This window comes from Pseudomonas sp. 9_2_1 (assembly GCF_059295275.1).
Genome location: NZ_CM181239.1, coordinates 4,970,245 through 4,983,142, shown reverse-complemented (window position 1 = coordinate 4,983,142; position 12,898 = coordinate 4,970,245). Strand labels below are relative to the sequence as shown.

Annotated in this window: 9 protein-coding genes; 1 reads left to right on the top strand and 8 read right to left on the bottom strand. The window is 61.0% G+C overall.

The window, feature by feature from the left end:
- Positions 1-15: 15 nt before the first annotated feature.
- The 4 genes from AC5O5I_RS22620 to AC5O5I_RS22605 all read right to left on the bottom strand — a co-directional run bounded on the left by AC5O5I_RS22620 (position 16) and on the right by AC5O5I_RS22605 (position 3,225).
- Complete coding sequence (locus AC5O5I_RS22620; protein WP_172225290.1) at positions 16-750, bottom strand: amino acid ABC transporter ATP-binding protein; 735 nt, start codon at positions 748-750, stop codon at positions 16-18.
- Positions 747-1,418 carry an amino acid ABC transporter permease gene (locus tag AC5O5I_RS22615; protein WP_172225287.1) on the bottom strand — a complete coding sequence of 224 codons (672 nt, stop codon included), beginning with the start codon at positions 1,416-1,418 and terminating at the stop codon, positions 747-749. The genes AC5O5I_RS22620 and AC5O5I_RS22615 overlap by 4 nt, the downstream gene beginning before the upstream one ends.
- Positions 1,419-2,165 carry an amino acid ABC transporter permease gene (locus AC5O5I_RS22610; protein WP_172225284.1) on the bottom strand — a complete coding sequence of 249 codons (747 nt, stop codon included), beginning with the start codon at positions 2,163-2,165 and terminating at the stop codon, positions 1,419-1,421.
- A 142-nt stretch (positions 2,166-2,307) separates the two neighbouring features.
- Positions 2,308-3,225 carry a glutamate/aspartate ABC transporter substrate-binding protein gene (locus AC5O5I_RS22605; RefSeq protein WP_172225281.1) on the bottom strand — a complete coding sequence of 306 codons (918 nt, stop codon included), beginning with the start codon at positions 3,223-3,225 and terminating at the stop codon, positions 2,308-2,310.
- 335 nt (positions 3,226-3,560) lie between these two features.
- On the opposite strand from AC5O5I_RS22605, the gene AC5O5I_RS22600 reads away from it, so the two are divergent.
- Positions 3,561-7,700 (top strand): NEL-type E3 ubiquitin ligase domain-containing protein, encoded by a 4,140-nt coding sequence (locus tag AC5O5I_RS22600; protein WP_494511605.1) that lies wholly within the window; start codon positions 3,561-3,563, stop codon positions 7,698-7,700.
- A gap of 48 nt (positions 7,701-7,748) precedes the next feature.
- Here the strand turns inward: AC5O5I_RS22600 and glpD are convergent, their stop codons facing one another.
- The 4 genes from glpD to AC5O5I_RS22580 all read right to left on the bottom strand — a co-directional run bounded on the left by glpD (position 7,749) and on the right by AC5O5I_RS22580 (position 12,762).
- Positions 7,749-9,287 carry a glycerol-3-phosphate dehydrogenase gene (glpD, locus tag AC5O5I_RS22595; RefSeq protein ID WP_494511604.1) on the bottom strand — a complete coding sequence of 513 codons (1,539 nt, stop codon included), beginning with the start codon at positions 9,285-9,287 and terminating at the stop codon, positions 7,749-7,751.
- A gap of 215 nt (positions 9,288-9,502) precedes the next feature.
- Entirely contained in the window at positions 9,503-10,258 is a 756-nt protein-coding gene (locus AC5O5I_RS22590; RefSeq protein ID WP_172225272.1) for a DeoR/GlpR family transcriptional regulator, read from the bottom strand.
- Between the two features lie 101 nt (positions 10,259-10,359).
- Positions 10,360-11,859, bottom strand: coding sequence for a glycerol kinase GlpK (gene glpK / locus AC5O5I_RS22585; RefSeq protein WP_172225269.1), 1,500 nt, complete (start codon positions 11,857-11,859; stop codon positions 10,360-10,362).
- Between the two features lie 51 nt (positions 11,860-11,910).
- Positions 11,911-12,762, bottom strand: coding sequence for an MIP/aquaporin family protein (locus AC5O5I_RS22580; RefSeq protein ID WP_172225266.1), 852 nt, complete (start codon positions 12,760-12,762; stop codon positions 11,911-11,913).
- Positions 12,763-12,898: the final 136 nt, after the last annotated feature.

The window sequence follows — 12,898 nt, the reverse complement described above, 5'->3', positions numbered from 1 at the left end:
TTCAGTGAAGCAAAATCAGTGTTGCAGGATCTTGCTGAGGAAGTGCTGGGTGCGTTCGTGGCGGGCCGTCGGGTCACCGAAGAAGGCTTCTTTCTGGCAATCCTCGATGATGTTGCCCTTGTCCATGAAGATGACGCGGTTGGCCACCTTGCGGGCAAAGCCCATTTCGTGGGTCACGCACATCATGGTCATGCCCTCGTGGGCCAGCTCGACCATCACGTCCAGCACTTCGTTGACCATTTCCGGGTCCAGCGCCGAGGTTGGTTCGTCGAACAGCATGACGATCGGGTCCATCGACAGCGCGCGGGCGATGGCCACGCGCTGCTGCTGCCCGCCGGACAACTGGCCCGGATGCTTCTTGGCGTGGGCGCTGAGGCCGACGCGCTCGAGCAGGGCCAGGCCCTTCTTGGTCGCTTCCGCTTCGCTGCGGCCCAGGACCTTGCGTTGGGCAATGGTCAGGTTTTCGGTGATGGTCAGGTGCGGGAACAGCTCGAAGTGCTGAAACACCATGCCCACCCGCGAGCGCAGCTTGGGCAGGTTGGTCTTGGGGTCGGCGATCGAGGTACCGTCGACCACGATATCGCCTTTCTGGAACGGCTCCAGCGCGTTGACGCACTTGATCAGGGTGGATTTGCCCGAGCCCGAAGGGCCGCAGACCACCACCACTTCACCCTTTTTCACCTCGGTGGTGCAGTCGGTCAGCACCTGGAAGTCGCCGTACCACTTGTTGACGTTCTTGATGGAAATCATACGGTGATCCTTTTTTGCAGGCGCTTGACCAGCCACGAAGCGGAGAAGCTGATGATGAAGTACACGACACCGGCGAAGATCAGGAACTCATGGGAGCGCCCGATGATGTCGCCGTTGGAGCGTGCCGAGTTGAGGAAGTCCACCAGGCCCACGGTGTACACCAGCGAGGTGTCCTGGAACAGGATGATGCTCTGCTGCAGCAGCAGCGGGGTCATCTTGCGGAATGCCTGCGGCAGGATGATCAGGCGCATGGTCTGGCTGTAGGTCATGCCCAGGGCCTGGGCGGCGCCCATCTGGCCCTTGGAGATCGACTGCACGCCGGCACGGACGATTTCGCAGAAGTACGCGGCCTCGAACATCATGAACGCGACCACGCACGAGGTGAAGGCCCCGACCGGGGTGTCTTCGCCAGTGATCCAGCGCAGCACGAAGGGTACCGCCAGGTAGAACCAGGTGATCACCAGCAGCAACGGGATGGAGCGGAAGTAGTTGACGTAGGCGCCGGCTACCCGCGACATCAGCTTGCTGGACGACAGGCGCATCAGGGCCAGGATGGTACCGAGCACGATACCGCCGACCACGCCCATGGCCATCAGCTGCAAGGTCATGATCATGCCGTCCCAGAGGGCAGGCAGGGCCGGGATGATTTCGCTGAAATCCATTTCCATTTATTTGCCCCCCACGGAAATCAGGCCGGGCACGGCGACTTTCTTCTCGACCATACGCATCAGCAGCATCAGGCCCATGTTCAGGGTGAAGTAGATCAGCGTGGCCAAGGTGAAGGCCTCGAACAGGTTGGCGGAGAACTCGGCCGTTTGCTTGGTCTGCGCCAGAAGCTCCATCAGGCCGATCAGCGACGCCACCGAGGAGTTCTTGAACACGTTGAGGAATTCTGACGTAAGCGGCGGAATGATGATCCGGTAGGCCTGCGGCAGCAGCACATTGGTGTAGATCTGCGACAGGCTGAAGCCCATGGCCCTGGCGGCCGCTTCCTGGCCACGGGGCAGCGCCTGGATGCCGGTCCGCACCTGCTCGCAAACACGGGCGGCGGTGAACAGGCCGAGGCAGACAACCACGCTGATCAGCGCCGAAGTGGTCGGGTTCAGGTCTTGCTTGAACCATTCCTGCAGGCCTTCGGGCAGCAGGTCCGGCACCAGGAAGTACCAGATGAACAGCTGTACCAGCAGTGGCACGTTGCGGAACAGTTCCACGTAAGCGGTGGCAATACCCGACACCAGCCGGTTTGGCACCGTACGCATGACGCCCAGCACCGACCCCAGTAGCAAGGCGATGATCCAGGCGGAAATGGCGATGGCGATGGTCCAGCCCAGACCGGTGATGTACCAGTCCAGATAGGTTTCGCTGCCCACGCCGGTGGACTTGAAGAACACGCCCCAGTCCCAGTTGTAATTCATCGGGATTTCCCCTCAGACGGTTGTTTCACGGGCACCTTCCAACATCCGAGGGCGCAACGCCCTCGGATGAAAGGTTAGACACTAACGGGTGGCCTGCAGGTTTAATTCGCGCTTTGCAGCGCATCAGGCCACTGGCTGGGGGTCAGGATTTCTTCTCGTCCGCTGCCTTGTCGGTCGGCTCGGCGATCAGCTTTTTCAGCTCGTCGCTCATCGGGAAGCTCAGGTTCAAGCCCTTTGGCGGGATCGGCTGGTTGAACCACTTGTCGTAGCTTTTGTTGACTTCGCCCGACTTGAAATAGCCGACGATGGCGTCATCCACCGCTTTCTTGAATGCCGCGTCATCCTTGCGCACCATGCAGCCGTAGATTTCGTACGATTGTGGGGTACCGGTGATAACCCAGTCAGCAGGCTTGCGCGCCTTGGCCATTTCGCCGGCGAGCAGTGCGTCGTCCATCATGAAGGCCACGGCGCGGCCGCTTTCGAGCATGTTGAAGGCTTCACCGTGGTCCTTGGCGGAAATCACGTTCATCTTCATCTGCTTGTCAGCGTTCATGGCCTTGAGCAGGCGCTCGGAAGTGGTGCCTGCGGTGGTCACGACGTTTTTGCCAGCCAGGTCCGGGAAGTCCTTGTAGGCTGGCTGACCGTCCTTGACCTTGGTCAGCAGGCGGGTACCGACTTCAAAGATGCCCACGGTGAAGCCGACTTGCTGCTGGCGCTCGACGTTGTTGGTGGTGGAGCCGCATTCCAGGTCGACGGTGCCGTTCTGCACCAGCGGGATGCGGGTCTGGGAGGTGACCAGGTTGTACTTGACCTTGATGTCCGTACCCAGTTGCTTCTTCAGGGCGTCGACGACAGCCAGCTGGATGTCATGCGAGTAGCCCACGGGCTCGGGCTTGCCGGCCAGGTAGGAAAACGGAATGGAGGAGTCGCGGTGCCCCAGGGTGATGGTGCCTGAGTCCTTGATCTTCTTCAGGGTGCCGGTGAGCTCCTCGGCCATGGCCGGCGAAGCGATGACTGCAGCCGCGATGGCGGCGCCCAGCAATTGACGAACGATACGCATCAAATTTCCCTCGACGTGTTTGTTTTTTTTATGGAGCCGTTGGCGGACTCTTTCGTTCAACGAATACCGCATGAAGCGGGTGCATTCGGCTACCAAGTGTAGAGCATGAGTCGTGCCAAGCTCTGGTTCAGATCATAACGCTGTGTAAACACTGGGAATTAATCTTTTTTGACCATTAGATGTTGCGGCGCTTGGTACGGCTTTCCGAATGATGGCTCGATCATCGTTCGGCAATCCGAATGAGTGCTCGCGCCTTGCAGTGGGTAGGATCTATCTACCGCTGAACTGATCCCGGTACGTGATGTTCTGGCAGGCCCAACTCATGGAGGCCAGCCATGGCGCCGCCAAGCAACGTAATACCCACCGGTTCGGTAGATCACCTGATAGCCCGGCAATTACCCGCGTGGATGACCAACGGCTGGGAGGAGCAAGTCCTTGCACTGCGCCAGGCAATGCACGCACAGCAAGCCTGCGCGGAGCGCATGCAGCGTTTCTTTGCAGATATTCCCGCGCTTGATGCGTTCGCAGCGCCATTACTGGAGGCGGCGTTACGTGAGCAGGGGCTGGTGGGCGACGTGCGTGTGATGAAGGTCGTGATCACGCAGGATATCCAGTATCCGTCTGCTGCCGAAAAGCTCTACCAGCCCATGGTGACCTTCAGCTCTCGGCAAAGTCTGCTTGCGGCCGCAATGCATAACTTCGCCAGCGATGAGCTGCAGCCCTCCATCCATCGCCACGCCCACCTGACCGGCGAGCGGGGAGAGCGCCTGCCGCTGAGTTTCGAGCGCTTCGCCGGTCTGTGTCGCACGCTGGATATCGGGGCGCGCTACCAGGCGAAACTGATGTCGGTGCTGCGACCGACCCGCTCAGGTCGTGGCCAGACCACGGCACAGGCGCGCCGAGAGGTAGAGGAGCTGTTCGAGAATGCGCTGCGGTCGCGGCTGGATGTCGCGGTACGTGAAGGCGTCTTCAAGGGGCAATTGAGCAGTTTCGAACATGACTGCATGTCAGCCTTCTTCACATCGCAGCCTGCTATCGCCGCGCCCTCGTCGTCGGTCACGCCCCGCCAGCTTTACCTGCTGGGCAAACGCATCGTCGGCGTGATCACGGTGGAGATCCGGCGCAAGGTGGATGACAGCCTGGAAAGCGTGATCGCCTGGATCCCTGGCAGCCCTGGCCAGGCATTGTTCCGACATGCTTCCTGGCAGGCGTTGTACGAGGCGATCGGGTTGGCACTGCGTGCGTCTGCGTACCGGGAATTCTTCGGCCGGTTCATCCGGGCGCAGGATCGGCCCGCATTCAACAAGGCGGTGGGAGCGCTGCTGGCGAAGGATGCAAGCAAAGCGGCCATCGAGCTGGACGGGCGCAACCTGAGCATCGACAAGCCGTTGTTTGCCTACGCAGGCACTCAGCAGATAGACAAGATTTTTGCCGACGCCCGCTACCTGGCTGTACCGACCGGCGATGAGGACCTGGCCGCCCGCCATGAGCGGCTGCGCAGCATGGTATCGGCCTGGCTGGACCTGTTGGGCTGGGCAGGCCTTTTCGTGCCTGTGCTGGGTGAGCTGATGCTGGTGGTCAGTGCGGCGCAATTGCTCGATGGCATCTATGAGGGCTATCAGGACTGGCGCCTGGGCGACCGCCAGGCAGCTCTGGGTCACCTGTTCGACGTGGCGCAAGCGCTGGTGGTTGCCGGTGCTACTGCAGGCGCGATTCACACCATAACGCGTACCCCGTTTGTCGATGAGCTTGTTCCAAGGTTCCGGGACGGCGTGGTGAAACTGGGGTTCGAGCGGGATCTGCCGCACATGGAGAGCAACTCGGCCGTATTGCTGCAAGACCTGCAGCCTGCGGCACTTTCCCGCCTGATCTCGGACGATGCCCTGGACCTGTTACGCGTTACTGGCCTTGACCTGGAGCGAGTTCGCCGGTTGCGAGTGGAAAATGCGCCAGCGCCTGCTCGCTTGCTCGATGCCCACGAGCGCTGGCAACTGCATAAAAGCGACCCCACCCTGACGGGCGCAGCGTTCGAGCAGGCACTGGACGGCCTGCGTGAACCAGCCACTGAGCAGCAGGCCTTGCTGATGGCTGCTTTCAAAGGGCTGAGCCCGCGAGCCGCCCAGGAAGTCATCGATCATTCGAGCAGTGCTTTGCTCGAACGCCTCGGCCCGGGCAAGCCAATCCCTTTGAGCCTGGCCGAGCGTGCGCGCTGGTCTGTGCGCGAGAGCCGCCTGGACCGTGCCTGCCTGGGGATCAGATTGCCGCAGGCGATCAACGTCGACAGTGAAAGCCTGGTATTCGGGCTTCTTGCTCGCAAGGCGCCCTGGCCGGATAACGTGCGCATCGAGTTGCGAGAGGGCAGTTCGCAAGGGCCGGTGTTGTTCGCCACCGGTGATGGCGGCAGTGAGCTGACCCGGATCGTGGTCAGGAACGAATGGCGGTACCGCTTCGCAGAGGCTGCCGCCACGCTGGAGGAGCCGCTGCTCAAGGTGGTGCTTGAATGCCTGGATGGCAGTCAGAAAGCCGTTTTAGGCGATCCCGGCCTCACCGTGAAGCAATTGCGCGCGTGGCTTCTGGAACAAGCCAAGGGGGACCGGGATCTGGCTGCGCAGGCCATGGGGTTGCCTGCTGCCGAGACGCGCCTGCGGCCGCCGCGACGTTTTGCCGACGGCCGCTTGGGCTATTCACTGAGCGGAAGAGGCGGGGAAAGCAGCTACCAGGCGATCAGGCGTGGCATTCATCAGATCTTCCCGACACTCAGCGAACTGCAACTGGATGCCTACCTGGCTGCAGTGCGGGCCCGGGGAGTAAACATCTGGGATCATTACCTGGCGTTGCAACGCCAGCTCGAGAGCTTGCGAAACGCGTTGACCGAGTGGCAAGCCGCATGGAGTACTCCGGTGGAAGCGCTACGTCGCAGGCGTGTTGCCGACACACTGCGACGTAGCTGGCGGCGCAAGCTGGTTGATGTGAATGATCATTACGAACTGCTCATCAGCGGCGAGCACATCGCCGGCTTGCCCACGTTGCCCGAAGGCGTCGACTTCGCCCATGTCAGGCGGCTGGTACTGCGGGACATGGGGCTGCAGACAATTGATGAGGACTTCCTTCGTCGCTTTCCCAACATTGTCGAGCTTGATCTCAGCAATAACAGGCTTACGGCCATTCCAGCAGGCATTGAGCGGCTGGTGCAGTTGCGCAGGATCGACCTTTCCAACAACCGCATAACCATCGACGCTATTGGCAATCGACAGCTGGCTCAGTTGTCACTGCTCGAGTCCATCGAACTGAGTTTCAACCCCGAATTGCAGGCGCCGGACCTCTCCGGCTTGCGCCACGTGCGTCACCTGTACCTGCGCTCTACTGGCCAGGTCGATATCCGTCAGTTACTGGAGCGGGCTTCGTGGCGGGCGCTGGTGGACTTGCGTGATAACCGCATTACCGAGCTGCAAGACGAGGTGCATGGGCTTACGCGCCGGTTGCAGCAATTAGAGCTGCATGACAACCCGTTGAACGACACCAGCCGCAATTACCTTGAGCAAGTGCGGGCGGGGGAGCAGAGTCAGGGCGGGGCGCGCGGCCGTCCTGCCCGCCAGCATGCCCAGGCCGATGGTGAGGTGCGTGAAGCGCTGGTAGAAAGCCGCCAGGCACAGCGACGCCTGCGACGCGAGGGGATATGGAACCGTCTTTCCAGCGAGCCAGGCTCCGAAGACTTGTTCAGATTTCTCGCCGAACTCACTCATTCTGAGGACTTTGCCGAGAGTTCAGCTCTTTATCGCAGGCGTATATGGCGCATCCTTGAAGCCTGTGAACAGAGCGAGGAGCTACGCGAAGCGATTTTCCGCGAAGTTGGCAGCGTGCTCACCTGCGAGGATCGCCTGTTGTACCTGCTCAACCAGCTGGAGGTAGGTGTGCTGGTGCAGCGCGGAATTTCCGGGCTGCCAGCGGCCATGGTGGAGCAGCGCCTGGTTGAGTTGGGGCGACAGCTGCATCGTCTTGACCGCGTCGATACCATCGCCGCTCGACATGTCGAGCGGCTACGCAACCAAGGTGCGCGTAACGTTGACGAGGTTGAAGTGCGCTTGTACTTCCGCAACCAGCTTGCTCGAGTGCTGGAGTTGCCCGTGCATGCGGACGAAATGCATTACGCATCCGTGGCACAGGTAGGTGAGGCCGACCTGATCAAAGCCCAGGTCGATGTATTGCAACACGAAACCCCTGAGCAAGTTCTCGATTCGCTGGTTCAACGCCCGTTCTGGCAGCGTTATGTGCGCAGGCATTATACCGAGCGTTTCGAAGCGCTTGCCGAGCCTTACCATGCACAGCTGGTCGAGCTGGAGGGGAGAGCGCATACCGAAGGCGATCAGGTCTATCTCGAAGGCGCCGATATTTTGATGCACGCTCTGCAAGCGGAAGAGGAGGTGCTCATCCGCACATTGGCCAGGGAGGCCTGGGAGCGGATGAGCCGGTCGTGACCAACCGCAGCATCTGGTTTCCAGTGCTGCGGCGTAACCCATTGTGAATCAGGCGGCGTGAGTGCGCGCCTGGTTCTCTTCGAGCCGCTGCAGGTAGTCTTTCAAGGCCTGCTGCTCCTGTGCGGTAGTGAAAAGACCCAGCTTGGTACGACGCCAGAGAATGTCCTCGGCAGTGCTGGCCCATTCGCTGCTGCGCAGGTAATCCACCTCGCGGCAGAACAGACCACCGCCGATGGATGCCCCGAGGTCCTGCGGCCCGTGCACGCCTTCGAGCAACTGCCAGACGCGGCTGCCATAGGTGACCGCCCAGCGTTTGGCGATGTCGGCTGGCAACCAGCCACAGCGAGCCAGAATTGCGTCGACCAGCGCCTGGGGCGTAGTCATTTCCTCTCCGCCCGGGAGCGCGGACGTAGCAGTCCAGCTTGCGCTCATTTGGGCAAAATACGGCTTCAACTCGGCCATCGCCGATTCGGCGAGCTTGCGGTAGGTGGTGAGCTTGCCACCGAATACCGACAAAAGAGGCGCCTGGCCTTCACCTGCAGACAAGGCCAGGGTGTAGTCACGGGTGACGGCTGACGGGTTGTCCGATTCGTCGTTGCACAGCGGCCGAACCCCAGAATACGTGTGCTGGATATCGCTGCGGCCGAGCTGATGGTTAAAGTGCTCATTCACCACTTTCAGCAAGTAGTCGGTTTCTTGCTCCGTGATCTTCACCTGTGCGGGGTCACCGCTGTATTCCCGGTCGGTGGTGCCAATCAGGGTAAAGCGTTCCAGGTAAGGAATGCAGAAGACAATGCGCTGGTCTTCGTTCTGCAGGATGTAGGCGTGTTCGCCTTCATACAGCCGCGGCACGATGATGTGGCTGCCCTGGATCAGGCGGATACCGTAAGGCGCCTCAAGCTTCAGGTCGTCCTTGATGAAGCTGGCGACCCACGGGCCGGCGGCGTTGACCAGGGCACGGGCGCGAATGCTTTGCAGGCTGCCATCGGCGTGCTGCAGGTCCACCTGCCACAGCCCATCGATACGCTCGGCGCGCAAACAGCGGGTACGGGTATGCACATGTGCACCGTGCTCGCGGGCCGCCATGGCATTGAGCACCACCAGGCGGGCGTCATCCACCGCACAGTCGGCATATTCGAAACCGCGGGTGATGGCAGGCTTGAGCGGGTAGCCCGGGCCGAATCGCAGGCTACGCGAAGCGCCCAGGCGCTTGCGTTTGCCCAGGTTATCGTAGAGGAACAGGCCGGCGCGGATCATCCAGGCAGGGCGCAAGTGCGGGCGGTGCGGCAGCACGAAGCGCATCGGCCTGACGATATGCGGCGCCTTGGCCAGCAGCACTTCACGCTCGGCCAGTGCTTCACGCACCAGGCGGAACTCGTAGTGCTCCAGATAGCGCAGGCCGCCGTGGATCAGCTTGCTGCTCGCAGAAGAGGTGTGCTGGGCCAGATCATCCTTTTCGCAAAGGAATACCTTCAGGCCGCGCCCGGCGGCGTCGGCAGCGATGCCCACGCCATTGATGCCGCCGCCGATCACGGCGAGATCATAGCAGTCGGCGATGGGGGGCTGGGACGGAACGGGCTGGGACACGGGCAAGGCCTCCTGAGGCTGTTCATAGCGAATATGAACATTTATGTTCGTTTCCGAAAATATTAGCGCAACAGGAAGCCGGTCGCCAGTCAGTCTTTATAGAAAAAACTGATCAGATGACAGGAAAATGAACATTTACGAAAATTTTCGCGTTCGGGGTGTCCCGTTTCGCAGCTGTGGCGCCTGACCGATCGGGCGCCGCCCCTCAGCACGGCTCAAACCACCTCAACCCGGACTTTGTACTGGGTAAGCAACTGACCGAGACCGTCCGTCGGCGGCTGGTCGGTGACCAGGCAATCGACCAGGCTGATCGACCCCAGGCGCACCATGGCATTGCGCCCGAATTTGCTCGAGTCGGCCGCAAGGACCACCTGGCGGGCATTTGCGATGATGGCCTGGGATACCCGTACTTCCTGGTAATCGAAGTCCAGCAAGCTGCCGTCCTCATCGATGCCACTGATGCCCACCAGGGCGAAATCGACCTTGAACTGGCTGATGAAATCGACGCTGGCCTGGCCGACCACGCCGCCATCTCGGCGCACCGTGCCACCCGCGATCAACACTTCGAAATCTTCCTTGGCGGCCAGGATCGCTGCCACGTGCAGGTTGTTGGTGATGACCTTGAGGTGATTGTGGTTGAGCAGCGCCCGGGCAATGGATTCGGTGGTGGTACCAATGTTGATGAACAGCGAGGCATGGTCGGGAATCTGCCGGGCCACGGCTTCGGCGATGCGTTGCTTTTCGTCGCGCATCTGGTCAGCGCGCATGGCATAGGCAGTGTTTTCGATGCTCGAATCATACGCTGCACCCCCGTGGTAACGGCGCAGCAGGTTGAGTTCGGCCAGTTGATTGATATCACGGCGGATGGTTTGCGGCGTAACGACAAACAGCTGCGCCATTTCTTCGATACTGACGTAACCGCGCTCGCGCACCAGTTCGAGGATTTGTTGTTGGCGGGGAGGCAGATTCATGGGCGGTCCTTTGGGGCAGCCGGACAAATTCTGCAATGATGCCGTAGGAAGCGGATGACAGCCAGTAGACGATTGGGGCCGCGTGACGGCCCCACGTCGTGTTACGCCTCGTGATCTTCCCAGTCACGGGTACGTTCGACGGCCTTTTTCCAGCCGGCATACAGCTTTTCTTTCTGCGCCTGATCCAGTTGCGGGCTGAACTCGCGCTCGATGATCGCCTTGTCGCGCAGTTCGTCCAGGCCGCTCCAGAAGCCGCAGGCCAGGCCGGCCAGGTAGGCAGCACCAAGGGCGGTAGTCTCGCGCATCTTCGGCCGCTCCACGCAGGTACCGAGGATGTCGGCCTGGAACTGCATGAGGAAATTGTTGGCGACCGCGCCACCGTCCACACGCAGTTCCGACAGGCGCTGGCCGCAGTCCTGTTGCATTGCGTCGAGCACATCGCGAGTCTGATAGGCGATCGACTCCAGCGCGGCGCGGATGATGTGATCCACCTTCACCCCGCGGGTCAGGCCGAACAGCGCCCCGCGGGCGTACGGGTCCCAGTACGGTGCACCCAGGCCGGTGAAGGCCGGGACCAGGTACACGCCGTTGCTGTCCTTGACCTTGCTGGCGAAATACTCGGTATCCAGCGCGTCATTGACGATTTTCAGCTCGTCACGCAGCCACTGTACGGTTGAGCCGCCGTTGAACACGGCACCTTCCAGCGCATAGGCCACTTCGCCACGGGGGCCACAGGCGATGGTGGTGAGCAGGCCATGGGACGATTTCACAGCCTTGTCGCCGGTGTTCATCAGCAGGAAGCAACCGGTGCCGTATGTGTTCTTGGCCTGGCCTGGCTCTACGCACATCTGGCCGAACAGGGCAGATTGCTGGTCGCCGGCGATACCGGCGATGGCAATCCCGCTCTTGGTGTGACCGTACACTTCCGAGGAAGGGCGCACCTCGGGCAGCATCTGCCGCGGGATACCGAGGATTTCCAGGAGCTTGTCGTCCCATTGCAGGCTATGGATGTTGAACATCAGCGTGCGCGAGGCGTTGGTGTAGTCGGTGACGTGCACCTTGCCACCGGAGAACTTCCAGATGAGCCAGGTATCGATGGTGCCGAACAGCAGTTCGCCACGCTCGGCGCGTTCGCGGGCACCTTCGACATTGTCGAGGATCCACTTCAGCTTGGTACCGGAGAAGTACGGGTCGGTGACCAGGCCGGTGGTTTCGCGAATATAGTCTTCATGGCCGTCACGCTTGAGTTGGGCACATATCTCAGTGCTTCGGCGGCACTGCCAGACTACCGCGTTGTACACCGGGCGACCGGTTTCCTTGTCCCACACCACGGTGGTTTCGCGCTGGTTGGTGATACCCAGTGCGGCAACCTGTGCGTGGCTGATACCTGCCTGGGCCAAGGCCTCGACCATGGTCGCGCTCTGGGTGGCGAAGATTTCCATCGGGTCGTGTTCGACCCAGCCCGCCTGCGGATAGTGCTGGGCGAACTCGCGCTGGGAGGTGCCCACCACATTGGCGTCACGATCGAAGATGATCGCTCGCGAACTGGTGGTGCCCTGGTCCAGGGCGATGATGTAGTTCTTGTCCTGGGTGTCTGTCATGGTCTTAGGCCTTGCATGAATAGGGGGTCAGGGCTGGGCGTGATGCCGGCATCAATTGACTTGAGTATCGCCCTGGCGATTGTCATTTGTCTCAGGGTTTGCGGCTGTTGCCGTTGGCAGGTTGCGGGCAATCAGGCCACGATAGGTCGCGGCACCCAGGCAGGCGCCAAGAATCGGTGCGAACAGCGGAACCAGGAAGTAAGGGATGTCTCGTCCACCCGTGAAGGCGACTTCGCCCCAACCGGCCAGAAAGGTCATGAGTTTTGGCCCGAAATCGCGGGCCGGGTTCATGGCGAAGCCGGTCAACGGGCCCATGGCGCTGCCGATCACTGCAATCAGCAGGCCGATCAGCAGCGGGGCCATGGCGCCGCGCGGCAGGCCGTTGTTGTCATCGGTCAGGGCCATGATCACGGCCATCAGGATGGCGGTGATCACCACTTCCACCAGGAACGCCTGGCCGGTGGACAGCGAGGGATGCGGGTAAGTGGAGAACACCGAGGCCAGCTCCAGGCTGGCTTCGCTGCCGCGCAGCATGCTGTGCGCCTGTTCGAAATCGAAGAACAGGCTGCTGTACAGCGTGTAGACAAGTGCCGCCCCACAGAACGCGCCGCAGACCTGGGCCAGCATGTAGAAAGGCAGCTTGCGCTTGTCGAAGTCGGCAAACAGGGTCAGGGCGATGCTCACGGCCGGGTTCAGGTGAGCACCGGAAATACCGGCCGTGAGGTAGATGGCCATGCTGACGCCAACGCCCCAGATGATACTGATTTCCCACAAGCCAAAGCTGGCGCCCGCGACCTTCAGCGCAGCGACGCAGCCGGTGCCGAAAAAGATCAGCAGGGCAGTGCCGAGAAATTCGGCAAGGCATTGGCTGGACAACGTGGGTTGGCGTAGAGCAGTCGTCATGTATGACCTCGTTTTTTTTGTTGTGAGGCGCGTGGCGCTCGACAGCAAAGCCCGGTGTCTATCCCCTTGACCCCAGGCAGATGTAGGAAATGCACGCTAAAAGTGCACCGTTTATTCGGAAACGAAAAAATATAGA